The organism is Kribbella sp. NPDC004536 (assembly GCF_042873835.1).
Taxonomy (GTDB): domain Bacteria; phylum Actinomycetota; class Actinomycetes; order Propionibacteriales; family Kribbellaceae; genus Kribbella.
On sequence record NZ_JBIALY010000005.1, the window covers coordinates 343879 to 368908 of the forward strand.

The following is a 25030-nucleotide window of genomic DNA, read 5'->3' on the forward strand; positions in this document are numbered from 1 at the left end:
TTCAGATGGGGGAAAGAACAGTGAGGCATTCCAGCATGCGCCGCACCGCGGCGCTCGGGGCGATCGGTCTGATCGGGGCGCTCGCACTCGTGGCGGTCGGTCCACCGGCCGGCGCGGCACCCGCGCCGGGCGGTCCCGCCGTACACAATCCGTTGCTCAAGGACGCCCTGGCAGAGGAGGAGGAGCCGGACCCGGAAGGTCCGAACCTGTCGGCGTTGTGCCAGTCGTATCTCGGGCAGCCGAACCCGTACCCGGCAACGGCGCCCAACGTCGACCAGATCGTCGGCGACACCGTCGTACCGGTCGGCTCGCAGGCCGGCTGCAGCGCGGCACAGAACGAGACCACGATCGCGGTCAACACGCGCAACCCGGACAACGTCGTGGCCGGCGCCAACGACTACCGGCTGTTCAACGCGCGCGAGAACCGCAACGACAGCTCGAGTTTCGCGTACACGTCGTTCAACGGCGGGCGCACCTGGGCGAACGTGATGATCCCCGGGCTGACCGTGACCGCCGGCGGCACCGGCCCGTTCAGCTGGTTCGACGGATCCGGTGACCCGGTGGTCGCGTTCGGACCGGGCAACACGGTGTACTTCGCCAGCCTGCTGTTCAGCCGGTCGACACCGCTCGGCGGACAGGAGGCGAGCGCGATCGTCGTCAACACGTCCCACGACGGCGGCCTGCACTGGGGTTCCCCGCACGTGGTCGCGATGGACGGCGTCAACCCTGACGGGACGCCGACAGTCACGCATTTCTTCAACGACAAGCCGTGGATGGCCGCCGACCCGTCGAACGGCCGGGTGTACGTGAGCTGGACCAGGTTCACGTACGACAACGACGACAACTACCTCGAGTCGCCGATCATGGTGTCGGCGAGCGTCGACTTCGGGTCGCACTTCGCGGCACCGGTCCGGATCCCGCCGTCGCTGAACGGTTTCTCCGGCGGCATCACGCCGTACGACCAAGGCTCGAACCCGCAGGTCGGCAACGACGGCCGGCTGTACGTCGCGTACGAGGCGTCGGTGTGCGCGACCGCCGCCTGCGACGGTGCGGGCGACCGGGACGCCACGGTCGTTGCCACGTCGACCGATCACGGACGGACCTTCCGGCACGCGATCGTCGACACCAACTACGACTTCCCGGACACGTTGACCGGGGAGAACTTCCGGGAGAACAGCTACCCGCAACTCGCCTACGACCGGCTCGACGGCAAGCTGACCGTGGTCTGGTCCGACGACCGTAACGGCCTGTACGACGCGACCACCGGCGCGTCGGTGAAGACGAACGGCGACAACGTCGTCTCCTCCTCGGGCAACGGCAGGACCTGGTCCCGGCCGCTGGTGATCGGCACGCCGCAGGACGAGTTCTTCAGCGCGGTGGCGGCGCGCGACGGCAAGGTCGCGATCACGTCGTACACCAGGCACTACGACCCGAACGGGATCAACCTCGACTACGCGTACTGGTCGGCCGACGGCACCCAGTCGCTGGGCCGGGCAACCACCCAACGGATCACCACCGTCTCCGAGAACCCGCAGGTCCAGTTCGCCTCGACGAACCCGGACGGCTCGGCGGTCCAGGGCGTCTTCGTCGGCGACTACTCAGCCGTCGCGATCGGCTCGGACCTCCGCATCCACCCGAGCTGGACCGACTTCCGCGGCCGGCCCGGCACGAACACCCCCAACCAGGACGCCTACACCCAGAGCATCCCGCTCAGGCGCTGACGCCCAGTTGGTCGAGCTCGGCGAGGACCCTCTCGCCGAGCTCGACCTCGGCCGTGCGGACGTTGTCCTCGAGGTGCCCGACGCTGCGGGTGCCCGGGATGAGCGCGGTGTGGTTGTCGTGGGCAAGGATCCAGGCGAGGCAGACCGCGGCCGGCGTGAGGCCTTCGCGATCGGCGATCCGGCGTACGACCGGATGTTCGGCCGGAGACGGAATCCGGTCGAAGGCCGAGCCGAGCGGGAAGTACGGGATCCAGGCGAGGTCGTTCGCGGCGGAGATCTCCAGCTGCTCCTCGGACGAGCGATCGAGGACACTGTAGGCGTTCTGCACGCAGACGATGCCGGCCGGCAGGGCTTGCTGGAGCTGGGCGGTGCTGACGTTGCTGAGGCCGATCGCGCCGATCAGGCCTTCGTTGCGGAGGGCAATCAGTTCGGCGAGCTGGTCGTCGAGCGGGACGACCTGGTCGCCCTCGGCGATGAGGCCCGGACCTTGGTCCGCCCGGCGGAGGTTGACGACCGGCACCTGTTCGAGGCCGAGCGACGTGAGGTCGAGGTGGATCTGCTCGCGCAGTTCGTGTGGCTGCTGGGCGAGCGTCAGCGGAACCGGCCCGTCGACGCGGCGGGCGCCGACCTTGCTGACGATCACCAGGTCGTCCGGGTACGGATGCAGGGCGGCCCGGATGTGCTGGTTCCCGGTCGTGTGGCCGTAGAACGAGGCGGTGTCGAGGTGGTTGACGCCGAGCTCGACAGCGCGGTGCAGTACCGCGGTAGCCGCGGCTGTGTCCACGTGTTCGAGCTGCATCGCGCCGTACCCGATCCGGGCGATCTCGTACTGCCCGAGCTTGACGGTGCCTCGGGGGCGTTGGAATGTCATCAGCTGAGGTTCCTCAGGTAGAGTCGACGGAAACGGAGAATTCTCCGCTTGGTTCGACGATAGCACTATCTGGAGGTTTCTCCACTTATGCCCGAGGGTGTCCGGCCGCTGCGTGCCGATGCTGCGCGCAAACGTGAGCAGGTGGTGGCGGCGGCCGGTGAAGAGCTGGCCGACCTCGCTGTGGCCGCGCGCAACGGCGAGCCGATCCGCCTGTCGCTCGACAAGGTGGCGGCCCGGGCACGGGTCGGCGTGGCGACGCTCTACCGCCACTTCCCCACTCGCGAGGCGCTGCTCGAGGCCGTCTACCACCAGGAACTGGCGAGGCTCTGCGAGGCCGCGCCCGACCTGGCCGCCGGTGCGCCGGCCGACGAGGCTCTGCTCACCTGGATGCGCCGCTACCTGGACTTCGTCGACTCAAAGCGCGCTATGGGCGCGGACCTGCGCACGATGGTCGCCTCCGGCGCCATCACCCAGACCGACACCCGCGCTCGTCTCACCGCGGCCGTCGAACCGTTCCTTGCGAGAGGTACGGCCGCCGGCATCTTCCGGTCCGACGTACTACCCGGCGACGTCGTCGCGGCCATGGCGGGCGCGGTCTTCGCCGCCGACCCGACCCAGCAGCGCGAGCAGACCGAACGCCTGCTCGCGCTGCTGATCGACGGGCTCAGTTGTACGTCGCGGTGACGTGGTAGACGCGGCCGCCCCAGCCGTCGTTCGGGAACGAGTCGGAGATGCGGACGTAGCCGGCCTTCGCGGTGCCAAGGTACGGCGTGAGGTCGAAGGTGCGGGTGGCCTTGTTCTGACCGTCGTGGTACTGGTTCGTCTCGGTGGCGACCGTGGTCCAGTTCTGGCCGTCGCCGCTGAGCTGGACGACGAACTCGTTGTCGATCGTCAACGCTACCGATGCCGACGTTGCGTCGGACGGGAACGGGAACCGGTAGACGAAGTACGAGTTCCCGTCCGCGAACCGGTTCTGTACGCCGTTGCTCTGCGACCCGTCGGCGTCGTACAGCCACGGCGTCTCGGCCGCGGTACCTGTGTCGAAGTCGGCCGTGTGGGCGATGAGAATGTCCGCGCGGGTCGTGTACGACAGTTGCGTACCGGACGTCACCATGGCCGTCACGGAGTGCAGGCCGTCCGCGGTATCGGCAGGGATCGTGACGTCGACGTTGACTGACGTCTCGACCGGTACGGCGTTACCACGGGTTGTCAGCGTCACCGTTGCCTTCGCGGGGGTCACCGTCCAGCCCGATGGAGCCGCAGCCTGGACTACGGCGGTGGTGCGGTCGCCGACCGGACCAGTGGCCTGAACGCCGACCTTGATCTTCACGTGCGTCGCACTGCCGGTCGCCGGCATCACCACGGGCAGGGCCGGATCGGTTGTCGCGGACAACGATCGCACGGGCGGCGTCGCGGGTACCGCAGCGAGTAGGGCGCTCAGAGCGCTTGCCTGCGTACGCCAGTCGAAGACGTTCGGGGCCTGGCCGGACCACCGCTCCCCCAGCCGGTCGGACGCGTCGCGGTCGTTGTCCCAGACCGTCGCGGCCTGCTGGGCGACGAACGCGGTGTAGCGGCTGTCGTGCGTCGTGTCCGCGAGGTCCATCCAGTACCGCATGAAGATGCCCTTGAACTGCTTGCCGTTGTCGTCACACGTCCGGCCCGGCGCATCGCAGTACTCGGTGAGCACGCCGTCGGTGACGAGTCCGCCCGGAGCGATCGCCGCGTCGGCGAGCCGCCGTACCGTGGTCAGCAGCGCGGGGTTGTGGGTCGCCCGCCAGAGTTCGAGGCCGGCGCCGATCGCGAGGCCTTGGTTGTAGGACCAGACCGTGTCGCCGTTGCTCTCGCAGTTGTCCTTCAGTCCGTCGTTCACCAGGCCGGCGGAGTTGATCATGCCGCTGTGGGTGAACCAGTTCCACCCCTCCTGCGCGCGGCCGAGCCAGCGCTGGTCGTGCGGCATCCGGTTGTGCAGTTCGGCGGTCAGGCGGATCCAGAGACCGTTGGTGACGGCGTTCTTGTACGTCCGTTCGCCGTTCCACCAGACGCCGCCGCCACACGTACTCGGGTCCCAGTAGCCTTCGACGTACTCGGCGATCTTCACCGCCATGTCGAGGTACTTCGGGTTCTTGGTCAGGTCGTACGCCTGGACCCAGGTGAGGCCCCACCACTCCGAGTCGTCGATCGCGCGGCTGGTGAAGTTGCCGAGCAGCTCGTCGCCGGACAGGTACCCGGCCGGGAACGCGCCCTTGTCCTTCTCGAACGTGTTGTCCAGCTGCGGCAGGTAGCGGCGGTCGCCGGTGCGCTGCATGTAGTCGCCGATCGTCTGCAAGGCGACCGCCGAGTTCCACCAACTCGACGGGAACCAGGCTTTGTTCGGCTCGTACGAGCTCATCAGCTGGTCGGCGGCGACCCGGGCGCGGGCCACGGCCGTCGGGCCGGACGCGGCCTGGTCAGGACTCGCGCCGGCGGGTGGTGACACCAGGCCGAGGGCGAGGGTCGCCGCTGCGGCGACGAGCAGGCGGAAGGTAGGACGGCGGACGGGCATGGGCGGGCTCCTCGAGCTTGGAAACGTTTCACCGAGCTTCGAGGCAGTATCGTCGTCGGGCCAGACAACGATGTCAATGGGTCAGCAGGCTCGCGATCTCGGCCAGTTGCGCGGAGGTCAGCGGACCGTGCTGCAGCGCGCCGGCGTTCTCCTCCACCTGGGCTACTGTCTTGAACCCGGGGATCGGGACGAACGCGTCGCTGCGTCCCCACAGCCAGCCGAGCGCACCCTGGGCGAGGGTTCGGCCGTTCGAGGTGAGTACGTCACGGATCGCGTCGAGGCGGCGGAGCGACTCGGCCTGGTCGCCGGTACGGAAGTTCCAGCCGTGTCGTACGTCGTCCTCAGGGAGGATGCTGTCCGCGGCGAACTTGCCGGTCAACAACCCCATGCCGAGCGGACCGCGGACGATACTCGCGAGCCCGCGCTGCTCGCACAGGTTCAGCACGTCCTCGTTGCCGCCGAACACGTTGAAGTGTTGCTGAATCGCCTTGCAGTGCGGGCTTTTCGCGAACAGCGCGGCCCGCTCCGGGTCGTCCGTACTCCAGCCGATCGCACGAACCTTGCCTGCGGCAACCAGTTCCTCGAAGACCGCGAGCACGTCCTCCGCCTTGGCGAGGTCGTAGCCACCGAGGTGGAACTGGTACAGGTCGATCCGGTCCGTGCTCAGTCGCCGCAGCGACTCGTCGCACGCCCAGCGGATGTACTCCGGGTCACCGTTCTCACCGGGCGCTTCGCGGGTCTCCTCGACGTACGTGTATCCCGCTTTGGACGCGACCACGATCTCGTCCCGCACATCCCCGAGCGCGTCCGCGATCAGCCTCTCGCTGTGCCCACACCCGTACACGTCAGCGGTGTCGAAGAACGTGACCCCTAACTCGAACGCCCGCCGCAACGCCCGCACCGACTCACCGTCGTCGATGTGCCCCCACCCCATCCTCCTCACGTTCCCGCTGGACGGTCCAACAAACGTTTCTGCTGACCGCGAGAACTGCTGCTACTGAGTCAGACTCCCGTTCGGGCTTCGATGCGGCCGGAGGTGGCGGCTTGGGTGAAGGTTTGGTGGTCTGATTCGTTGAGGTCGGCGTAGGTGGTGGCGAAGGTGGTGATGGCTTCGTCGAAGCGGGTGGATTTGCCCAGGTAGGCGGCCAGGGCGAAGCGGTCGCCGGAGCGGGCGTGGGCTCGGGCGAGGGTCCAGCCGCAGAGGCGGGCGTACAGGGTCATGGCTTCGGGGTTGAGGGTGTCGATGTCGGCGGACAGTTTCCAGTCGCGGAGTTGGCGGACGTAGTAGTCCTGCTCCCCGTCGGCGGTGTCGGCGCGGAGCCAGCCGAGGAAGATGTCGCTGGCAGCCTGCATCAGCCGCTGCCCGGCGACCACCCGCTCGCCTTGATTGGCATACGCAGAAGGACCGGCGTACGTCGACAACGCCGACGGGCCGGCCTGTTTCGCCTGCAACAGCAGCGCTTCGTCGGCGACGGTCGACTCGAGCAGCATGATCCACGCGCGCGTACCGACACTCCCGACGCCGACCACCTTGTGCGCGATGTCGGCCAGCCGGTAGTTGTCGAGCAGGTGCCGGCGGTCGGGCTGCAGTGTGCCGCGGTACCCCTCCATGAGATTCCGCAACTGAGCGAGAACGGCGGGTCCGTCGAGGTCGGTCAGCTCGTTCATGGGGACGACCAACGGTGGATCCGAGACGATCCGGCGATGCCCGTCGGCCAAGGACGTCAGCTTGCCGATCGCCTGCATGCTGGTCCTGGTATAGGCCTTGTACTGCCGGGCGACCTCCTCGACATCCAGCCGCGCGTACCAGACCGCGAGAATCGGCTGCCCGGCGAACTCCCGCAGCGCTTCGCGATAATGCCGTACGACGGTACGCACCACCTCACGGCACTGCTTGGCGTCGAACCCGTTGTCCCGCCCCGCCACCACGAAGCTCGCCGCCAGCCGCTTCACGTCCCACTCGAACGATCCCGGCAGCGTCTCGTCGAAGTCGTTGATGTCGAACACCAGCCGCCGATCGGGCGAGGCGTACGCGCCGAAGTTCGACAGGTGCGCGTCACCACACAGCTGCACCTCGAGGCCGGTCGGCGTCGTCTCCGCGAGATCGGCCGCCATCACCAGCGCCGCGCCACGGTAGAAGGTGAACGGCGAGACCAGCATCCGCCCGTGCCGGATCGGTACCAGCGCCGGCACCCGCCCCTCCGCCTGGGTCAGCAGCAACCCGACCGGATCCCGCGTCGGGCTCAGCCGGACCTCCGCGTGCGCGTCCAGCGGGACCTGCTGACGCACCGCCTTGCCCCGCGCCGCCCGCTCCTTCGCGGTCAACTGCTCGTCCATGCACCTCAGCGTCCCACGATCCACCGCCGACGGAGCAGACCACGACCCGAGACACCCAAAGTCAAGTAATCGAATAGACTTACTCTGCTGATCATGACTTTCCTCTGGTACATCCCGAACCAGGTCGACCCCGGCCACCGCGGGGACGACACCGTCCAGGGACACAACAGCATCGAGCGCCTCACCGAACTCGCCCGCCTGACCGAGGACCACGGCTGGTCCGGCGCCCTGCTCGGCACCGGCTGGGGCCGGCCGGACACCTTCACGGTGGCGACCGCGCTCGCTGCCCGTACGACGACCTTCCAGCCGCTCGCGGCGATCCGTCCCGGCTACTGGCATCCGGCGCACTTCGCGTCCGCCGCCAGCACGCTCGACCAGCTGATCGGCGGGCGGCTGCTGATCAACATCGTCTCCGGCCAGGACAACCTCGCGGCGTACGGCGACAGCGAAGGTGATCAGCCGCAGCGGTACGCCCGTACGAAGGAGTTTCTCCAACTCGTACGGCGCCTGTGGACCGAGGAGGACGTCACATACGACGGAGAGTACTTCTCCGTCAGCGGATCCACCGTCGCCACGCGTCCCGTCGTCCGCGAGGGCCGCCCGCATCCCACGCTGTACTTCGGCGGCGCGTCCGACGCGGCGCAACGAGTGGCCGCGACCGACGCCGACGTACAACTCTTCTGGGGCGAACCGTTGGACGGCGTCGCCGCCCGGATCGCCAAGCTGCGCGAACTGGAGAACGAGCTCGGCCGCGAGCACCCGCCGCTGGAGTTCGGCCTGCGCATCACGACGCTCGTGCGCGACACCACTGAGAAGGCCTGGGCCGACGCCGAGGCCAAGGTCGCGCAGATGGCCGAAAAACAAGGCTCCCGGGACCACCGCTGGTTCAAAGCAGTAGGCCAGCAACGGCTCCTCGACCTGGCCGAACGCCGCGAGGTCCTCGACGACAACCTCTACACCGCCCCCGGCAAGTACGGCGGCGGAGGCGCCGGCACCACCTGGCTGGTCGGCTCCCCTGACGACGTAGCCAAGTCCCTCCGCCGCTACCGCGACCTAGGCATCACCCACTTCATCCTCTCCGACACCCCGTACCGCGAAGAAACCGTCCGCATCGGCGACCAACTCCTCCCCCTGCTCTCCTGAACTGATTGGATGTGGTCACGGCTTGACTCCGCATGCCCTGTGTGATCGGTTGATTACCGAGCGCCAGCAGTGGGTATGTGGCGTGGTGAGGCATGTGAGGAGCACTATGGTCAACTATCTGCCCCGGTCCGCGTGGAATGCGCGGCCGCCGAACGCCGGGCCGGGGAATCTGATCGTGTCCCATGTCCAGGGCGCGGTCATCCACTGGCCGGGGACCGGCTCGACGAAGGTCATCCACACGCAGGCGGCGGTCGCGTCGGCGTTGCGTGGCTGGCAGGACTACCACATGGACACGCGCGGCTGGTCGGACATCGCGTACCAGATCGCGGTGGACCAGGCCGGCCGGGCCTGGACGTTGCGCGGGATGCGCACCAAGTCCGGTGCGAACGGCGACGCCGACGTGAACGACCGGTACGGCGCGATCCTGCTGGTGCTGGTCACCGGCGAGCAGCCGTCCGCGGCGATGAAGGCAACCACTCGCGCGGTGATCGCCGATTTCCGTAAGCTCTACCCCCGCGGTACGGCGATCCGGCCGCACTCCGCGGTCCGCCCGGAGCCGACCGACTGCCCCGGCGATCCCGCCCGCGCCGCGATTGCCCGCGGCGACTTCACCCCAGGTCACGTGGAGGACGACTTGCCGTACACACAAGCTCAGCTCAGGGCCATGATGCAGGCCGAGATCGAGGAGTACATGAAGCGGTTCTGGGCCGCTCCCACCGGCACCGGTACGGCGTTGCGCAAACAACTGAACCGGATCGAGGCGGCCGTCACCCACGCGGCCGTCGCCGAGAACACCGGCCTCGACCAGCCGCTGGTTCCCCCGGACCCGGAACCCCCGGCGGACGGCCAGCAGCAGTAGCCCGTGGACCTCACCGAGCTGGCGGCGCGGCTGGAGCTGACGCAGGCCTACCTCCAGCACACCGGCCGCGCCCGTCCGAAGGGCGCGACCGGCCGGGGTCGGGCGGAAGTGGCTGGTCTACGAGCGCTGACGCGGGGGGCGGGCGGTCAGTAGGAGGGCGGCGATCACGCCGATCGAGACCACCGTGTCGGCCGTCATGCTGAGCCAGATCGGGGCCTGGAAGAAGCCGTCCAGCACAAACGCGGCGGTGTACCCGAGCGGCCAGCTCAAAGTGCCGATCAGCTTCCACAGCGTGGTCCAGCGGTTCGACGTCCAAAGCAGCCCGAGGCCGACCCCCCAGGCGACCACAGCCAGGATCACGCTGAACGACAGCAGGTACGGACCGAACAGCAGCAGCCCGACCGCGACGAAGTCCTGCGGGCGCAGCCGCGGTCCGATCTCGACCTGTACCAGGCCCTCGGTGGCGGCGGCAACGATCTCGCTCGGCCGGCCGAGCCGCTGCAGCACCTCCCGGATCTCGTCCTCGGACGTCGCACCGCCCGCCCGCGCCTCGGCGATGTGCGCCTTCATGTCGGCGAGCAGTTCGTCGCGCCGTCCGGCCGGCAGCGCCGCGGCCTCCGTGGCCAGCTCGTTCAGGTACGCCTCGACCAGGCGGTCGCTGTCCAGTTCCATATTCATCCCCGTCTCCCACTCTGCAAGATCTTGTCGACCGAGGCGCAGAACCGTTGCCAGTCCGCGGTGAACGCGGCCAGCGCCTGGCTGCCCTCGGGTGTCGAGGTGTAGTACCGCCGCGGCGGGCCCGATTCGGACTCCTGCCAGCTGGTTTCGACCAGGCCTTCGCGGCGCAGCCTGGCCAGCAGTGGGTAGATCGTGCCTTCGGTCGTGACCAGACCGTCGACCTCACCCAACGCCTTCACCAACTCGAAACCGTACCGGGGCTCTCCCTGCAACAGCGCCAGGACGCAGAACTCCAGCGTCCCGCGGCGCAGCTGCGTGAAGACCTTCTCGGCTACCATGCGACACAAGGTACCTGTCCGCACCAAGATCCTGCAAGAAAGATTGACCCGTCAGTCGGTCTTGGGCCGGACCGCGAACATCCCGGCGATCACGACCGACGGAATGACCACCACCCACAGACTGCTCAGATTGAGCAGCACCGGCGCGAGGCAGACCATCAGCAGGTCGAACCCACGGGCCGGCTGCGAGAACAGGCCGGGCGGGATCGCGCCCATCGGCGACGTGACGAGCGGGCCAGCGTACGACGGCGGGCGCGCGGACGCCTGCCGGACGGTACCGGTGATGATGCCCGCGGCAACGGCGAACGTCGACGCGGCGCTGCCGATCGCCGGGGACGCGCACGCCGCCCAGAGGATCGTGACACCGGCCGGTACGACGGCCATCACCACTCGCAGTTCACGCAGGTCCCAGCCGAGGGCGCGGACCAGCCCGGTCGAGCGGCACGCCGTACGGAGTCCGTCGAGCAGAGGTCGTACGGCGATGAAGCCGGCGATCGCGGCGGCAATCGGTACGAGTACGTGGAACCCGGCGCCGTGGACGGCGTACGGAACGACGAGCAGCCCGAACGCGACCGCGAGCCGCCGCGGCCAGCGCAGGATCCGCCGGAACTCGCGCTGCACGATCGCGGCCCCGTTCGCGCCGCGCCCGCGATGCGACCGCACCCGCCCCTTCAACCGCCAGTGCCGGCCGGCGATCACGTCACCGAGCATGCTGATGTCCAGACTGCTCGCCGCACCCGCCAGCCCGGCCAGCAGCTCACCACCCGCAATCACACTGATCCGCCCCAGCCGATCAAGCGTCCGCGACATGAAGAGCGCCAAGGCGAGGCACACCACCACCGCGACCGCGGACAGCAGAACGAACTGACCGCCGTCGTCTTCGACCTGCTGAGCCTCGGCGAACGTCAGCACCACGTCGACGTGCTGCACATTCGCCTCAGGACGAGGCTGAAGCGCGAGAGCGACCGCTGGTACGACGGCCAGCAGGAGGAGCACATCCGCCACCCGCAGTGTCCACCAGGTACGCCGTGCTGTCTGCTGAGCCCATACCGTTGCGACTGATGCGCACACCAAAGCAGCGGCGATCAGTACGGCTGCTTCGAAGACGTCGTGCAGCGGGGCGCCGATGAGGGCCCAGATGAGGGCGCCGACGATGACGCCGATCACAGCGACCGTAAACATCACCAACCGATAGGCCGGGCGCAGGAGGGACGACCGGTTGATCGGGGTGGCGAGGAGCCAGAAGCCGGTCGCGCGGGAGGCCGAGACCGGGCCGACGGCGAGCAGCACCCGGAGTGTGGTTGCCAGCAGCAACGGTATGACGATCAACGGGAACCACGAGGTCAACTGGTGGCAGCTCAGCGACGAGCAGCCGGCCGCGTTCGAGTTCAGGTGCCGGACCACGTTGCCGCCGGTCGCGCCGGCCATCAGCAACGTGAAGACGACCAGGTAGATGTCCTCGAAGATCTCCCAGAACGACCGGTCCGCGTGCTGGCGCCGGGTGTTCCGCATCCATTGCCGGATCGACCGCGACGTCGGGATCGCACCGAAGTCCGCCGGGTCGAACTGCACCGGTCCCTCCGCTCCGCTCATCCGTCAGCCCCGTTCCCGGCCGGACCGCCGATCTCCGGAAACAATTCGGCTCCAGGCGCCGAAAATGTTCCGGAAACCCGATGTGGTGCATGATGGGCGCTCATGGCAGCGGGGTGAGCGTGACGACGGAGTCCGCGACCGTCTCGACGAGAGCGGGGTCGTGGCTGGCGAACAGGATCGCCGTACCGGACTTCTTCTCCTCGACCAGCCGGTCGGACAGCCACTGCACGCCGCCGGTGTCGAGCCGTGCCTCGGGTTCGTCGAGCACCATCAGCTTGCGCGGGCGGACCAGCGCGGTCGCGAGCGCGAGCCGGCGGCGCTGACCCGACGACAGCGAGCCGGGCAACTGGTCGGCCGCCGGGAGCAGGCCGATGTCGTCGAGGATCGTGTCGACCAGGTCCTCCGGCGTCGCGTTCCCGTGGGCGCGCGCGAGCAGGTCGAGGTGCTCGGCCGCGGTCAGGTCCGGGAAGAAGTCCAGGTCGTCGAGCAGCGTGGCGACGTCGCGGCGGACCACTTCGGCGCGCTCGTCGATCGGCTGGCCGTCGAGCAGGATCTTCCCGGCCGCCGGGACGGCCGCGCCGACGATGCACTTGAGTACGGTCGTCTTGCCGGCGCCGTTCGGCCCGACCAGCGCGATCGCCTGCCCGGCGGCGAGGGTGAAGTTCAGCCCCTCGATCACCGGGCGGTCGCCGTACTTGTGCTGCAGCCCCGCCACGGACAGCCTGGGCGCCGCCTTCTTGCTCACTTCTTGCGGACCAGGGTCAGCCCGTCGCCGATGCCGAGCATGATGACGTCGACCCGAACGTCCCGGGCGACGTGCGCGTTGAACTCCTTGCGGTCGGCCGGTCCGTCCGCGTTGATCACCCGGCCGCCGGCCAGCGTGTTGTCGAACAGCAGCAGCCCGTTCGGCCGGATCAGCGGCAGCACGGTCTCGTAGTACTTGACGTACCAGTCCTTGTCCGCGTCGACGAACGCCAGGTCGAACGAGCCGTCGAGCTTGGTCACCGACTCGTGCGCGTCGCCGATCCGCAGGTCGATCCGGTCCGCGACCCCGGCGCGCTCCCAGTACTTGCGGCCGATCGACGTCCACTCGTCGCTGACGTCAAGGCAGATCAGCTCGCCGTCGTCGGGCAGCCCGCGGGAGATCGCCAGCGCCGAGAACCCGGTGAAGGTCCCGATCTCGACCGCCCGGCGCGCCCCGATCAGCCGGGTCAGCGTGGTCAGCAGACCGGCCTGGTCCGCGGTGGTCAGCATCCCGGCCGGGCTGCCGAGCTGCTCGGTCTCGGCCCGCAACTCGGTCGCGATCTCGTCCAGCGGCATCCCGTGGGCGAGCATGTAGTCGTGCAGTTCCTCGGTCACCGGCACCTGATGGCCCATGGAAGTTCCGCCCTCCGTGTATTAAGTCGTCGCCTTGTAGTCTCTATGGGTTGCCCAAAGCCCGTACACCCACCCCAGCTCTGCCATAAAAGACGAGGGAGCACCAAGCATGCGAATCGCCATCGCCGGATCGATCGCGACCGACATCCTGATGACGTTCCCGGGCCGGTTCAAGGACCAGTTCCTCGAAGAACAGATGCACAAGGTGTCGCTGTCCTTCCTGGTCGACGAGCTGGTCGTACACCGCGGCGGGGTCGGCGCGAACATCTGCTACGGGATGGCCCAGCTCGGGTACCCGTCGCTGCTGGTCGGCTCGGTCGGCGCCGACTTCGCCGAGTACGGCGCGGCGCTGACGGCGGCCGGCGTGGACGTGTCGCATGTCCGCGTCTGCGAGAACGTACACACCGCGCGGTTCACCTGTACGACGGACCTGGACGCGAACCAGATCGCCTCGTTCTACACCGGTGCGATGGCCGAGGCGCGGGAGCTCGACCTGGGCGCGATCCACCAGGCCGCGGGCGGTGTGGACCTGGTGCTGATCGGCGCCGACGACCCGGACGCGATGCTCAAGCACACCCGGCTGGCGAAGGAGCACGGGATCGCGGTGGCGGCGGACCCGTCGCAGCAGCTGGCCCGGATGGACGGCGCCGACATCAGGACTCTCGTCGACGGGGCGGCGTACCTGTTCAGCAACGAGTACGAGTCCGGCCTGATGGCGCAGAAGACCGGCTGGAGCCACGACGAGATCCTGCAGCGGGTCGGCGTACGGATCACCACGCACGGCGGCGACGGCGTGGTGATCGAGGCTGGTGGACTGTCCGGCGGCACGGGCATCCTGGCGAAGGTCCCGGCGGTGCCGGCGCCGGGACTGGTGGACCCGACCGGCGGCGGCGACGCGTTCCGGGCCGGCTATCTGACCGGTCGCGCCGCCGGTCTCGACCACGAGGCCGCCGCCCACCTCGGCTGCACGCTCGCGACCACGGTCCTCGAGACGGTCGGCACCCAGGAGTACACCCTGGACCACCCGACGTTCCTCGACCGGCTCACCAGCGCCTACGGCGCGACCGCCGCCGCCACCGCCAAGCAGGCCCTCAGGTCGGCCTGACCCCCCTCGCGGTCAGGAAAGGCGGTCGGGAAAGAAAGCGTCACTCCGTGGCGAATTGTTTCCCAGCCAGCCGATCCAGGGCGCCGGTTTGGGCGAGCAGGGCGAAGCGGTCCGGGTTGCCCCAGTGCTCCACGATCCGGCCGTCCTGGACGCGCGCCTGCTCGAACAGCGCGATGTCGATCGGCGCGTTGCTCGGCGGTCCGAAGAACCCGCCGGTCGCCGTACCGCGGGCCCGGCCGCGCGCCCAGACCAGGTCGCCGACGACGACCGAGTCCTCCAGCGTGTAGACGATGTCCGGCATCAGCTCGTGCACCTGCCGGATCGCGGCCTTCACCTGCGCCCGCGCCTGCTCGCCACGCCCGGCCAGGCCGAACTGGTGCTCGATCAGGTCCGGCGCGCACACCTCGTCGACGATCGCCTCGTTCCCGGTCGCGAACCCCTCGTGCAGGATCCGCTCCAGAACCTCCAACGGTCCTTCCATGACTCCCCCAATTGACGAATCGTGCCCAATTCAGTAGTCGTGCACTCGATGCAGTGTTACTGCACTGAACACAGTGATAATGTTCCGGCATGGCCGAGCCTGTCAAGACCTATCGCCAGGTGCAGGCGGAGGAGACCCGGATCCGGATCGCGCAGGCGGCGCGCCGGCTGTTCGGTGCGCAGGGGTACGGCGCCACCAGCATCGACGCGATCGCCAAGGACGCCGGCGTCGCGACCCGGACGGTCTACTCCGCGTTCGGCACCAAGCGGGAGATCCTGTCGCTGATCTGCGACCTGTGGCTGACCGAGGCCGGCGCGCTGGAGCGGGCCCAGCAGGTGTTCGCGATCGCCGACCCGGTCGAACGGCTCAGCGGCGCGGCCGGGTGGCTGACGAACCTGTACTCGGCCGGCTTCGACGTGGTGCTGATCTTCGAGGCCGCGACCGACGAGAGCCCCGAAACCAAGGCGTTGCTGCGCTCGAAGCTTGCCGGGCGCAACGAAGTGATGGACGCGATGATCGCCTCGCTCGGCGACGTGTTGCGGGTCCCGCTCGACCAGGCGCAGGCGATCTACCGCGCGCTTGCGGCCCCGGGCGTGTACCAGGAGCTGGTCAGCGAGTCCGGCTGGACGCCGGCCGAGTTCGAAGCGTTTGTCGCGGACTCACTGAACCGTCAGCTGCTCTGAGAGCGGGCCCAGAGACCGCGGACATGGCCGATGTGGCGGCGCATCAGCTGCTCGGCGCCCTCGCCGTCGCCCGTCTCCATGAGGTCCAGCAGCTCGTGGTGTTCGGTCGCGGACGGGACCAGGCGGCCGCTCTCGACCAGCGGGGTGAGTCCGAGCAGCCGGGTCTGCGACCGCAGGTCCGACACGACGTCGACGAGCTTCTGATTCCCGGAGTACGCGAGCAGCGTGACGTGGAAGACCCGGTCGGCCTCGATGTACGCGATCAGGTCACCGGCCTCGGCCGCGACCACGATGTCCTCGGCCAGCCGGCGCAGCCGCGGGTAGTCCTTCACCGGGATCACCGGCACCACGTCGCGGACCGTCGGCGGCTCGATCAGCTGCCGGACCGCGGCCACGTTGTCCAGGTCGTCGTCGGACACCTCGGTGACCCGGAAGCCCTTGTTCCGCAGCGAGATCACCAGGCCCTCGCGGACCAGGTCGAGCATCGCCTCCCGGACCGGGGTCGCGGAGACGCCGAACCGGGCACCGAGCGTCGGCGCCGAGTACACCTCCCCCGGCTTCAGCTCGCCGGAGATCACCGCCGCCCGGAGCGCGTTCGCGACGCTGTCGCGCAGGTTCTCGCGGTGCGCCAGCCGCCGTACGCTCGGCTGCGGCTGCATCGGCTCCGTCGAATCGGCAGTCATCTCTTCACCTCCCTGGTGGCCTATTGTGAAACACGCCGGTCACCGATCCCGGACGCCACCCCCGATCGAGGCGACCAGCTCCTGGAGCCGCTCGAACACCCGGTCCGCGCCGAGTCCGTCGTGCTCGTACTCGTTCGTCACCCAGGCCTGTACGTTCCCGACCCGGTTCGCGGTGTCCAGCTGCAGCCCGGAGTCGACGTACATGTCGTCGAAGTAGACCGCGGCGGCCACCGGTACGTCGTTCGCCGCCAGCTTCTCGAGGTCGTACAAGGCCGGCCAGCTCGGGCGTTGCGCGAGCAGTTCGACGGCGCCCCGGAACGGCCGCAGCCCGCGGATCTCGGCGAACATCCAGGGGTACATCATCTCGCCCGTGAACAGCAGCGGCCGCGCATCCTCGGCGAACTCCGGATGCCGCGCGCGCTCCGCTTCGGCCGCCCAGGCGGTCGCACCGTCGCCGGACCCGTAGATGCTCTCCTGGAGCGCCGCGAACAGCGGATTCCCGAGGTACGACGATTGGGCCTGCACCTGGCCCAGGAACGTGTCGGACAGCTCGTCGCCGTCGAACGCCTCGTCGATCAGCCAGTGGATCCGCTCGTAGCCGGGCTTCATCCCGAAGTCGATGCCCAGCGACTGCAAGCGCCGTACGGTCAACCGGTCACCATCAGGCAGCCGTACGTCGTCCGCCGCGAGCCGATCGGCGATCCGGGCGATCCGCTCCACGTTGTGCGGGTAGCGCCGGTAGAACTCACGGTTCTTCGCCGCGACCCGCGGATACGTCCGCCGGTAGACCTCGGCGGCCGACGGGTCGATCGACGCGAGACCGCCGGTGACGTAGCAAGCACTCAGACCTTCAGGCGCTTGCGACAGGTAGGTGAGCGTGAGGAAGCCGCCGTAGCTCTGGCCGAGCGTCGACCAGCGCTTGCCACCGAACACGGTCTTCCGCAGGTGCTCCGCGTCCGCCACGATCGAGTCCGCCCGGAAACACGCGAGGTACGCGGCGCCTTCCTCGGCCGTCATCGACGCCATCTTCCGGCCGCTCACCGGCGTACTGCGCCCGGTGCCGCGCTGGTCCATCAGCACGACCCGATGCGTCTTCAACGCCCGCCCGATCCACCCGTCCGCCCCGACCGGCCGCGGCCCCTTCCCACCAGGCCCGCCCTGCAAGAACAGCAGTACAGGCAGCTCCTCGTCCACTCGAGCCGGATCAACCAACTCCCGGGCAAACAGGCTGATCGACTCACCCACCCCGCCCCGGCCCGCTTCACCGAGAGCGGCTCCCTTGGCATCCCAGTCCAAGGGGACGTCGACGGTGTGCTCACGTACGTACATCCGGGGAATCGTGTAGCTGATCATCCCGCCTCCTTCTGCCGCCGCCGCGCATCCCACTCCGGATTGATCCGCGGTACGGCCGCCAGCAACGTCTTGGTATAGGAATCCTGGGGCGCACCGAACACCTGGTCCCGCGACCCCAGCTCCACGATTCTGCCCCGGTTCATCACCGCGACCCGCTGCGAGATCTGCCGAACCACAGCCAGGTCGTGCGCGATGAAGACGTAGCTGAACCCACTCTCCCGCTGCAGCCGCATCAGCAGCTCCAGTACCTGCGCCTGGATCGACACGTCCAGCGCCGAGACAGCCTCGTCGCAGATCACCAGCTTCGGGTTCACGGCCAGCGCCCGGGCGATCCCGATCCGCTGCGCCTGCCCGCCGGAGAACTGCGCCGGGTACCGCCGGCAGTGGTCCGGGTTCAGGCCGACCCGCTCCATCAGCTCCTGCGCGAACGCGGTCCGGTTCGGAGTCGGCGCGATGCCCTGGTACGTGAGCGGCGCGGTGATGATCCGCTCGACGGTGTACCGCGGGTTCAGCGACGAGAACGGGTCCTGGAACACCACCTGCACGTTGTTCCGGAACGTCGCGAGATCCTTGCCCTGGGCCCGGGTGACGTCCTGTCCGTCGAAGACGACCGTACCGCTCGTGGGTTCCAGCAGCCGGGCCGCGATCCGGGCCGTGGTGGACTTCCCGCTGCCGGACTCGCCGACGATGGCCAGCGTCTCACCGAGCTCGACCTCGAAGCTGACGTCGTCCACCGCGGTGAACGTCGACTTCCGGGCCCGCGCACCCTCGCCCCGGGTGACGAACTCCTTCGTCACGCCCTTCACTTCCAGCAATGTCATGACGCTACCTCGTCGTCGATTCGCGGTACGGCGTCCAGCAGCATCCGGGTGTACTCGTGCCGCGGATCCGAGAACACCTGCTCCGCCGTCCCGTACTCGACCGGATCACCCGACTGCATCACCAGTACTCGCTGGGCGATCGAGCTGATCACCGCGAGGTCGTGGGTGATGAACATCAGCCCGGTACCGGTCGTCGACTGCAGCTCGGCCAGCAACTCCAGGATCTGCGCCTGCACCGTCACGTCGAGCGCGGTGGTCGGCTCGTCGGCGATCAGCAACGACGGCGAGCAGCACAAGGCCATCGCGATCATGACCCGTTGCCGCTGGCCGCCGGAGAACTGGTGCGGGTAGTGGTCGACGCGGCGCGCCGGGTCGGGGATCCCTACTCGTTCCAGCGCCTCGATCGCGACCTGGCGGGCCGCCTGCCGCGATCCGCCGCGGTGCGTCCGGTACATCTCGGAGATCTGCAGACCCACGGTGTAGTACGGGTTCAGCGACGACAACGGATCCTGGAACACCATCGAGATCGCGTTGCCCCGTACGGATCTGAGCTCCCGGTCCGAACGGCCGAGCAGCTCCTGGCCGTCGAGCTTGACGCTGCCCGACGTCCGGGCGCCGCGCGGCAACAGGCCGAGGACGGCGAGCGCGGTCATCGACTTGCCCGATCCGGACTCGCCGACGATGCCGACGGTCTCGTCCCGCCCGACCGTGAACGACACGTTCTTCACCACGTCGGCCGGCCCACGGCTGGTCGGCAACGTGACTGTCAGATTGTCGACAATCAAAAGTTCGTCACTCATGCGGACACCACCCGGACCCGCGGATCGAGCGCGGTGTACAGCAGGTCCACGACAACGTTGCCGATGACAACGAAGAACGCGGCCAGCAGGGTCACCGCCATGATCACCGGCTGGTCGTTCTTGGCGATCGAATCGGCCGCCAGCTTGCCGATCCCGTTCAGCCCGAAAACGGTCTCGGTGATCAGCGCGCCGCCGAGCAGGCCGGCGAAGTCCATCCCGAAGATCGTCGTGATCGGCGTCAGCGCCGGGCGGAGCGCGTGCCGGCGCATGATCAGCGAGCTGCTCAGTCCCTTGGCGCGGGCTGTCCGGTAGTAGTTCTCCGACAACGTGTCGATCACATTGCTCCGGGTCAACCGCGCGTACAGACAGGCGTAGCCGACCGCGAGCACGACCCACGGCATCAGGTACGACTCGAACCAGACAACAGGATTGTCGACGAACGACACCGCCGACGGAAACGGCAGGACCTGCAACTTCACGACCAGGACGTACTGCAGCACGAGCGCGAGCACGTAGTTCGGCACGCTGACCCCGCCGAGTGCGAGCGCCATCGCGGACCGGTCCCACCAGGTCCCCTGCTTGACCGCGCTGATCAGCCCGCCGATCACACCGGCGAGCAGCCACAGTACGGCGGCACCGACGGCGACCGTGATGCTCACAGGCAGCCGCGCGGTGATCATGCTCCACACCGACTCGTTGGTCTGGAAGCTGTACCCGAGACACGGCGCCGAGCAGTGCACCGACCCGTAGTCGCGGCCGGCGAAGATGCCGCTGACGAACTCCCAGAACTGGGTCAGGATCGGCTGGTTCAGCCCGAGCACGTTCCGGATCGAGTCGATCCGTTCCGGCGTACAGGTCTTGCCGCAGATCATCACCGCCGGATCGGGCGACAGCTCGAAGAAGATCAGGTACGTGAACAGACAAACGGCCAGCAGGATCAGTACGACGCCACCGAACCGGCCGAGGACGTAGCGCGTCATGCGGCTTCTCCTTGGTCGATGAGCGTGCGGATCTTGTCGCCGAGCACGGTCAGCGAGAGCACGGTGAGGAACAGGAACGCGCCCGGGATCGCGAAGAACATCGGGTCCACCGAGTACCAGCTCACCGAACTCGAGATCATCTGGCCCCAGGACGCCGTCGGCGGCGAGACTCCGACGCCGAGGAACGACAGGCCCGCCTCGGTACCGATGTAGCCGGGGATCGCGAGCGTGGTCATCACCACGATCGAGCCGCGCAGGTTCGGCAGGATCTCGCGGAAAACCAGCTGGCTGTCCTTCGCCCCGGACGCCCGCGCCGCCTCGACGAACTCACGGTTCGCCAGCGTCATCGTCTGGCCGCGGATCACCCGCGCCAGGTACGGCCAGCCGAACGCGCTGATCACCACGACCAGCAGCACCGGCCGGTTCCCGGACGGCAGCGAGGACAGGATCGCGATCATGAAGATCAGCGCCGGGAACGCCATCAGGAAGTCCATCAACCGCGAGATCACCTGGTCGACCCAACCGCGGTAGAAGCCCGCCAGCATGCCGAGCACGACCCCGAGGATTCCGGTCAGCAGGGTTGCCGACAACGAGATCGTGATCGACACCCGCGCGCCGTACACGATCCGCGCGAACAGGTCGCGGCCGTTCTGCGGCTCGACACCGAACCAGTGCGAGCCGCTGATCCCGCCGAGCGCACCGTGCGGTACGCCGCCGAGGTCGGAGTTGATCGCGGCCGAGTCGAACTGGTACGGCCCCCAGCCGCTGAGCTTGGTGATCAGCGGCGCGGCGACCGCCATCAGCACCACGATCCCGAGGAACACGAGGCAGGCCAGCGCGCCTTTGTCCCGCGTGATCGTGGTGAGCAGCCGGCGACCAGAGGCGGGTGGTGCCGCAGTCGGCACCACCTCCTCGACCTCGACCAGGGTGGGGCTCGTGGTCACTTGCTCGCGTCCTTCAGGCCCACCGACACCAGGTCGATGCCGCCGGAGAACCCGTCGTGAAGGTAGGCGCCACCAATGTTGCTGCCGACAAGCATCAGGACCTTTTCGTACAGCAGCGGGACGATCGGCGCGAGCGCCATGATCTGCTTGTCAAGTTCGCCGTACGCCTTGTTCGCGGCGGTCACGTCGGCGAGCTTCGAGATCTCGTCGATCTTCGCGTTCACCCCCGGGTCGTTCAGCTGCGACAGGTTCGTGTTGCCCTTCGGGGTGATGTTGCGGCCGTCGAACAGCGGCGGCAGGAAGGTCGCGCCGGACGGCCAGTCCGGGCACCACCCGGTGATCGCGGCGTCGTGCTGCTGCGACGTCGTACCGATCACCTCGTAGTACGTCGCGGTGTCGATCGTGTTGATCTTGACGGTGATCTTCAGCGGCTCGAGCGCCTGCTGGATCGCGACCGCCATCGCCTGCATCTTCGGTTGCGCGCGGGTGTCGAGCGTCATCGTGAAGCCATTGGCGAAGCCCGCTTCGGTGAGCAGCTTACGAGCGCCGTCGGCGTCGCCCTTGTGGTCCGGGCTCGGGTACGGGTCGTAGTCCACCCGGCCGATCAGCGTCGGCGGCTGGATCGACGTCCCGAGCTCGGCGAGCGCCGAGCCGCCGTCGGCGTCCCGGACCGTCTGCTTGTTGACGGCGAGGTTGATCGCCTGCCGGACCTTGACGTCGTCGAGCGGCTTCTTGGTGGTGTTCAGCCCCAGGTAGGTCGTACAGCCGTTGATGCCGTTCATCGTGCGCTGCTTGAGCTGCGGCGTCTGGATCCGGGCGACGCTGGCGGCCTGGACGGTACCGGCGATCGCGTCGGCGTCCGTACCCTGGCCGGCGATCATCCGCTCGTCGATCGTCGCCGGGTCGAGCCCGAAGGTCCACTGGAACACGTCCGGGTTCGCGGTCCGGACGTCGTCGGTCTTCTTGTCCCACTTGTCGTTGCGGACCAGCTTGAGCGACGCGCCGGGCTTGTACTCGGCCAGCTTGTACGGGCCGGATGCGATCGGCTTGCTGTCCAGGGTGTTACCCGTGCCCTGACCCTTCGGAATCGGGGTGAAGGTGTTCTGCGCGACCACGCTGCCGAAGTCCGCGAACGGCTTCTTCAGGTGGAAGACGATCGTCTTCGCGTCCGGGGTCTGGATCGTCGGCAGATCGCCGGACTTGTACGGGCCCTGGTACGAGGCGGGCGCCTCGATCAGCTGCTTCGCATACGGCGAACCGATCCCGATCTCGGGGTCCCAGGCGCGTTCGACACCCCACTTCACGTCGGCGCTGGTGATCGGCGCGCCGGTCTCGAAGAACAGGCCGTCCTTCAGCGTGAACGTCCAGGTCTTGCCGCCGTCGGTCGGCTTGCCGGTGTCGGTGGCGAGGTCCGGGACGATCTTCGTACCGTCCGCGCCCGGCGCCGCGCCCTGGGTGGTCAGCGTTCGGTAGATCAGCCGGTAGAAGTTGTTCACGCCGCCGTCGAACCCGCGGGCCGGGTCGAGGTGCGAGAAGCCTGCGTTCGCCAGTACCTGCAGGGTGCCGCCCTTGACGGCCTTCGCGCCGGGACCGGCCGCTTCGCCCTTGGTGCCGGACGTTCCGCCGCCGCCACACGCGGTGAGTGCGAGGGCGGCTGTCGCCACCAACCCGACCAGTTTGGAGGTTCTCTTCATCAGTCTTCTCTTTCGGTTCGCAGCCACACACGCATGGCCAGGGGCTGACGGTTTCCCCACAGGAAGTACGGCACGAAGGTCGCCGGGACGTGCCGGGAGGCCTTTTCCTTGGGCGTTTCGGTGATCACCGGGTACAGCTCGCGCGCCGGCGGTGGGGCGACTCCCACAGTCGCGTCGAGTACGACATGCTCGCCGTCGACCCGTACCGCCGCCTTCGCGACGGCTGTCGGTGACAGGAGCAGGTCGTCCACCGGGGCTTCCACATCTTGTTGCTCTACGCAATAGACGACCGGGCCTCGGGCGACAGCGATCGCGTCCCGGGCCGCGTCCAGGTACGGATGGGCGCCGTGTGCTCTGGGGGCCATTGGCAACGTCAGCCGGATGACATCTCCAGCGACGAATGTCCTCCGAACGCGAACCCACCCGTCTTCCTCCAGCTGTGGGACAAGAGGTTCGGCGGTTTGGCCAGGTGTGGTGAGGGTTGGGGTCGTGGTCCAGGTTGGGATGCGGAGGGCGATTGTCTGTTCGGTCGGGGGTGCTTGGTTGATGGTGAGGGTGATGTCGCCGTCCCACGGGTAGTTGGTGGTTACGGTGAGGGACAGGTCCTCGGTGGATATGCGGGCGTTGGTGTAGATGCCGATGTGGAGGGTGTTGTCGCGGACCAGTGCGACGTGGTCCTGGAGTTCGGACATCCAGCGGATGATGTTGGGTGGGCAGCAGGGGCAGCCGAACCAGGAGCGGCGGAGGAGTTCGCCGCCGTCCTCGGCACCGGAACGCTGCTCGTGGTCGGGACGCCGCTGCAGCGGGTTGTCGTAGAAGAACGCCGTACCATCGGCCGAAAGCCCAACGGCGTAGGCGTTGTAGAGCACGGTCTCGTACACGTCGAGGTACTTCGCGGCACCCGTCGCGCGGAACATCCGCCAGGCCCACTGCATCGTCGCGATCGCCGCGCACGTCTCGGCGTACGCGCGCTCCGACGGCAGTTCGTACCGGTCACCGATCGCCTCGTCGGAGTGCCGGCTGCCCAGACCTCCGGTGAGGTACAGCTTGGTCGCGACCATGTCGTCCCACAGCCGCTCCAGCGCCACGAGCAGCGTCGGGTCGCCGGTCTCCAGGTGTACGTCGGCCGCCCCCGCCGCGAGGTACGCCATCCGTACGGCGTGCCCGGTGACGGACGGCAGCTCACGGAACGGCACGTGGTCCTGGAAGTACTCCCCCGGGAAGATCGTGTGCTTGAGCTTCCCCCGCCCGCGCCGGTCGACGAACAACCGCGCCTGGGTCAGGTAGTCCAGCTCGCCGGTTTCTCGATAAAGCTCGACCAGCGCCATCTCGACCTCGGGATGACCGTCGATCACCGCCTCGCCGTCCACGCCGTACTTCCGCACGACGAGGTCCGCGAACCGACGGGCGATCGTCAGCAATCTGCCGTCAGACAACTGCCGCTGGGCCGCGACCGCCGCCTGGATCAGATGACCGAGGTTGTACAACTCGTGCCCCCAGCCGAGGTCCGACCACGGCTGCTTCGGCTGGTCCGGGTCCTGGAAGTACGAGTTCAGGTACCCGTCGTCGGCCTGCGCCTCCTCGAGCAGTACGACGACCTCGTCGAAGAACTCGCGCGCCCCGGCCGGTGCATCCGCTCGCCCGACCTCGTACGCCAGCCCTTCCAGCGTCTTGTACAGGTCCGTGTCCAGGAACGGGTACCGCCCGCGGTACGCCCCGACCGACGGATCGCTCAGCCGCCGGAGGTTCTCCAGGTTCCCGGCCTTGCGCAGTTCCGCGATCGCGTGCGGGATCGTCGCCGCCCGGTTCCGCTCCTGCCACCCGCGCAGGAGTCCCCCGGTCAGCTCCACCTCTGTACCGTGTGACATTGCACAGACCTTAAGTGCAATGTCACACCTTGCCAAGAGATTCCGTCAGACGTTTACAAGCCGGACACAACCACCGCTCCCAATCCGGTCTTCTGCCGGATGGCTGTTCGCGGCGGGGTGATGACGTGCAAGCTCGACAGGTAGTGCACCGGCGAGACG

24 protein-coding genes are annotated in these 25030 nt (G+C 68.3%); 6 read left to right on the forward strand and 18 right to left on the reverse strand.

Going from position 1 to position 25030, the window contains the following annotated elements; all coding sequences use genetic code 11:
- Window positions 1-35: 35 nt before the first annotated feature.
- Complete coding sequence (locus ACFYRU_RS37510) at window positions 36-1721, forward strand: sialidase family protein (protein ID WP_387668168.1); 1686 nt, start codon at window positions 36-38, stop codon at window positions 1719-1721.
- On the opposite strand, the gene ACFYRU_RS37515 is transcribed toward ACFYRU_RS37510, so the two are convergent.
- Window positions 1711-2592, reverse strand: a complete 882-nt coding sequence (locus ACFYRU_RS37515; protein ID WP_387668169.1) for an aldo/keto reductase — start codon at window positions 2590-2592, stop codon at window positions 1711-1713. The genes ACFYRU_RS37510 and ACFYRU_RS37515 overlap by 11 nt on opposite strands.
- A gap of 87 nt (window positions 2593-2679) precedes the next feature.
- Here ACFYRU_RS37515 and ACFYRU_RS37520 point away from each other — a divergent pair, with 87 nt between their 5' ends.
- Window positions 2680-3276: a TetR/AcrR family transcriptional regulator gene (locus tag ACFYRU_RS37520; protein WP_387668170.1), complete on the forward strand. Its 597-nt coding sequence runs from the start codon at window positions 2680-2682 to the stop codon at window positions 3274-3276.
- On the opposite strand, the gene ACFYRU_RS37525 is transcribed toward ACFYRU_RS37520, so the two are convergent.
- From ACFYRU_RS37525 to ACFYRU_RS37535, 3 genes are all read right to left on the reverse strand, one after another.
- Window positions 3257-5134, reverse strand: coding sequence for a glycoside hydrolase family 76 protein (locus ACFYRU_RS37525; protein ID WP_387668171.1), 1878 nt, complete (start codon window positions 5132-5134; stop codon window positions 3257-3259). The two genes, ACFYRU_RS37520 and ACFYRU_RS37525, sit on opposite strands and share 20 nt — an antisense overlap.
- Before the next feature lie 73 nt (window positions 5135-5207).
- On the reverse strand, window positions 5208-6068 hold the full coding sequence (locus ACFYRU_RS37530) for an aldo/keto reductase (RefSeq protein WP_387668173.1): 861 nt from the start codon (window positions 6066-6068) through the stop codon (window positions 5208-5210).
- A gap of 68 nt (window positions 6069-6136) precedes the next feature.
- The gene (locus ACFYRU_RS37535) at window positions 6137-7471 is read right to left on the reverse strand and encodes a DUF2252 domain-containing protein (protein ID WP_387668176.1); all 1335 of its coding nucleotides are present in this window, start codon (window positions 7469-7471) and stop codon (window positions 6137-6139) included.
- Window positions 7472-7564: 93 nt separating this feature from the next.
- Here ACFYRU_RS37535 and ACFYRU_RS37540 point away from each other — a divergent pair, with 93 nt between their 5' ends.
- Entirely contained in the window at window positions 7565-8614 is a 1050-nt protein-coding gene (locus ACFYRU_RS37540) for an LLM class flavin-dependent oxidoreductase (protein ID WP_387668178.1), read from the forward strand.
- Between the two features lie 106 nt (window positions 8615-8720).
- Entirely contained in the window at window positions 8721-9473 is a 753-nt protein-coding gene (locus tag ACFYRU_RS37545; RefSeq protein ID WP_387668181.1) for a peptidoglycan recognition family protein, read from the forward strand.
- A 117-nt stretch (window positions 9474-9590) separates the two neighbouring features.
- Here the strand turns inward: ACFYRU_RS37545 and ACFYRU_RS37550 are convergent, their stop codons facing one another.
- The 5 genes from ACFYRU_RS37550 to ACFYRU_RS37570 all read right to left on the reverse strand — a co-directional run bounded on the left by ACFYRU_RS37550 (window position 9591) and on the right by ACFYRU_RS37570 (window position 13459).
- Window positions 9591-10151, reverse strand: coding sequence for an HAAS signaling domain-containing protein (locus ACFYRU_RS37550; protein ID WP_387668183.1), 561 nt, complete (start codon window positions 10149-10151; stop codon window positions 9591-9593).
- Window positions 10148-10489, reverse strand: a complete 342-nt coding sequence (locus ACFYRU_RS37555) for a PadR family transcriptional regulator (RefSeq protein ID WP_350851139.1) — start codon at window positions 10487-10489, stop codon at window positions 10148-10150. Before ACFYRU_RS37555 ends, ACFYRU_RS37550 begins: the two co-directional genes overlap by 4 nt.
- 51 nt (window positions 10490-10540) lie before the next feature.
- Window positions 10541-12082 (reverse strand): DUF6297 family protein, encoded by a 1542-nt coding sequence (locus ACFYRU_RS37560; protein WP_387668186.1) that lies wholly within the window; start codon window positions 12080-12082, stop codon window positions 10541-10543.
- Between the two features lie 100 nt (window positions 12083-12182).
- Window positions 12183-12827: an ATP-binding cassette domain-containing protein gene (locus ACFYRU_RS37565; RefSeq protein WP_387668189.1), complete on the reverse strand. Its 645-nt coding sequence runs from the start codon at window positions 12825-12827 to the stop codon at window positions 12183-12185.
- Window positions 12824-13459, reverse strand: coding sequence for an O-methyltransferase (locus tag ACFYRU_RS37570; protein ID WP_387668192.1), 636 nt, complete (start codon window positions 13457-13459; stop codon window positions 12824-12826). The genes ACFYRU_RS37565 and ACFYRU_RS37570 overlap by 4 nt, the downstream gene beginning before the upstream one ends.
- A gap of 109 nt (window positions 13460-13568) precedes the next feature.
- On the opposite strand from ACFYRU_RS37570, the gene ACFYRU_RS37575 reads away from it, so the two are divergent.
- Window positions 13569-14564 carry a carbohydrate kinase family protein gene (locus ACFYRU_RS37575; protein ID WP_387668194.1) on the forward strand — a complete coding sequence of 332 codons (996 nt, stop codon included), beginning with the start codon at window positions 13569-13571 and terminating at the stop codon, window positions 14562-14564.
- 40 nt (window positions 14565-14604) lie between these two features.
- Here the strand turns inward: ACFYRU_RS37575 and ACFYRU_RS37580 are convergent, their stop codons facing one another.
- Window positions 14605-15045, reverse strand: a complete 441-nt coding sequence (locus ACFYRU_RS37580) for an ester cyclase (protein ID WP_387668196.1) — start codon at window positions 15043-15045, stop codon at window positions 14605-14607.
- An 89-nt stretch (window positions 15046-15134) separates the two neighbouring features.
- Between ACFYRU_RS37580 and ACFYRU_RS37585 the strand changes: the two genes are divergently transcribed.
- Window positions 15135-15728 (forward strand): TetR/AcrR family transcriptional regulator, encoded by a 594-nt coding sequence (locus tag ACFYRU_RS37585; protein WP_387668199.1) that lies wholly within the window; start codon window positions 15135-15137, stop codon window positions 15726-15728.
- On the opposite strand, the gene ACFYRU_RS37590 is transcribed toward ACFYRU_RS37585, so the two are convergent.
- Genes ACFYRU_RS37590 through ACFYRU_RS37625 form a run of 8 tightly spaced genes read right to left on the reverse strand, consistent with a single transcriptional unit; the run spans window position 15716 to window position 24871 of the window.
- On the reverse strand, window positions 15716-16411 hold the full coding sequence (locus tag ACFYRU_RS37590; RefSeq protein WP_387668201.1) for a GntR family transcriptional regulator: 696 nt from the start codon (window positions 16409-16411) through the stop codon (window positions 15716-15718). The two genes, ACFYRU_RS37585 and ACFYRU_RS37590, sit on opposite strands and share 13 nt — an antisense overlap.
- A 39-nt stretch (window positions 16412-16450) precedes the next feature.
- Complete coding sequence (locus ACFYRU_RS37595) at window positions 16451-17764, reverse strand: alpha/beta fold hydrolase (protein WP_387668203.1); 1314 nt, start codon at window positions 17762-17764, stop codon at window positions 16451-16453.
- The gene (locus ACFYRU_RS37600) at window positions 17761-18585 is read right to left on the reverse strand and encodes an ATP-binding cassette domain-containing protein (RefSeq protein ID WP_387668206.1); all 825 of its coding nucleotides are present in this window, start codon (window positions 18583-18585) and stop codon (window positions 17761-17763) included. The genes ACFYRU_RS37595 and ACFYRU_RS37600 overlap by 4 nt, the downstream gene beginning before the upstream one ends.
- The gene (locus ACFYRU_RS37605; RefSeq protein WP_387668209.1) at window positions 18582-19385 is read right to left on the reverse strand and encodes an ABC transporter ATP-binding protein; all 804 of its coding nucleotides are present in this window, start codon (window positions 19383-19385) and stop codon (window positions 18582-18584) included. The genes ACFYRU_RS37600 and ACFYRU_RS37605 overlap by 4 nt, the downstream gene beginning before the upstream one ends.
- On the reverse strand, window positions 19382-20365 hold the full coding sequence (locus ACFYRU_RS37610) for an ABC transporter permease (protein ID WP_387668212.1): 984 nt from the start codon (window positions 20363-20365) through the stop codon (window positions 19382-19384). The genes ACFYRU_RS37605 and ACFYRU_RS37610 overlap by 4 nt, the downstream gene beginning before the upstream one ends.
- On the reverse strand, window positions 20362-21309 hold the full coding sequence (locus ACFYRU_RS37615) for an ABC transporter permease (RefSeq protein ID WP_387668215.1): 948 nt from the start codon (window positions 21307-21309) through the stop codon (window positions 20362-20364). Before ACFYRU_RS37615 ends, ACFYRU_RS37610 begins: the two co-directional genes overlap by 4 nt.
- Complete coding sequence (locus ACFYRU_RS37620; protein ID WP_387668218.1) at window positions 21306-23003, reverse strand: ABC transporter substrate-binding protein; 1698 nt, start codon at window positions 23001-23003, stop codon at window positions 21306-21308. The genes ACFYRU_RS37615 and ACFYRU_RS37620 overlap by 4 nt, the downstream gene beginning before the upstream one ends.
- Window positions 23003-24871, reverse strand: coding sequence for a glycoside hydrolase family 127 protein (locus ACFYRU_RS37625; RefSeq protein WP_387668220.1), 1869 nt, complete (start codon window positions 24869-24871; stop codon window positions 23003-23005). Before ACFYRU_RS37625 ends, ACFYRU_RS37620 begins: the two co-directional genes overlap by 1 nt.
- Window positions 24872-25030: the final 159 nt, after the last annotated feature.